This window comes from Stenotrophomonas sp. INTA L402-1 (assembly GCF_059295135.1).
Window position 1 is genome coordinate 1 of the sequence record NZ_JCAFWP010000097.1, and the last position, 1,064, is coordinate 1,064.

General features: G+C 58.3%; 2 protein-coding genes. Both read right to left on the reverse strand.

Annotated features, from left to right (window positions below; translation table 11 throughout):
• The coding region (gene mbeA / locus AC5O77_RS21655; protein WP_494507157.1) for a plasmid mobilization relaxase MbeA at positions 1-778 on the reverse strand (778 nt) is incomplete at its 3' end.
• Positions 768-1,064, reverse strand: a 297-nt coding sequence (locus AC5O77_RS21660; protein ID WP_494507158.1) for a MobC family plasmid mobilization relaxosome protein, incomplete at its 5' end; no start/stop codon positions are given. The genes mbeA and AC5O77_RS21660, both read right to left, overlap by 11 nt.

The following is a 1,064-nucleotide window of genomic DNA, read 5'->3' on the forward strand; positions in this document are numbered from 1 at the left end:
GAACTCGTCGGTCAGCAGGGTCTCTGTAGATTCGGCTCTCTCTTTCCGCTTTTTCTCGCACTCCGCGCCCGTCTGTAAAAGATTGCTCATAGCAGGCTCCTTTCAGTCTGATATTCTTCCCGCCGTTCGGGTCTGCAATGCTGATACTGCTTCGCGTCACCCTGACCACTTCAATCCCTGCTTCCGTGAGCGCCTGAATCACATCCTGACGGCCTTTTATCTCTCCTGCATGGTAAAGAGCATCTATCCCGCGTGTGACGCCCTCAGCAAACGCCTGTTTCGTTTCCGGCAGGTTATCAGGGAGAGTCAGCGTCCGGCGGTTCTCCGGGGCGTTCGGGTCATGCAGCCCGTAATGGTGATTCACCAGCGTCTGCCAGGCATCAATTCTCGGCCTGTCTGCCCGGTCGTAGTACGGCTGTAGGCGTTTTCCGGTCTCCAGCTCCATGTTCGGAATGACAAAATTCAGCTCAAGCCGTCCCTTGTCCTGGTGCTCCACCCACAGGATGCTGTACTGATTTTTTTCGAGACCGGGCATCAGTACACGCTCAAAGCTCGCCATCACTTTTTCACGTCCTCCCGGCGGCAGCTCCTTCTCCGCGAACGACAGAACACCGGACGTGTATTTCTTCGCAAATGGCGTGGCATCGATGAGTTCCCGGACTTCTTCCGGATTACCCTGAAGCACCGTTGCCCCTTCCCGGTTACGCTCCCTTCCCAGCAGGTAATCAACCGGACCACTGCCACCACCTTTTCCCCTGGCATGAAACTTAACTATCATCCCGCGCCCCCTGTTCCCTGACGGCCAGACGCAACCGGCGCAGCTCATCCCCGATGGCCATCAGTGCGGCCACCACCTGAACCCGGTCGCCGGAAGACCACTGTCCGCTGTTCACCTTACGGGCTGTCTGGTTCAGGTTATTCCCGATGGCTGCCAGCTGACGCAGTAACGGCGGTGCCAGTGTCGGCAGCCTCCCGGAACGGGCAACCGGCTCACCCAGGCAGACCCGCCGCATCCATACCGCCAGTTGTTTACCCTCACAGCGTTCCAGTAACCGGGCATGTTC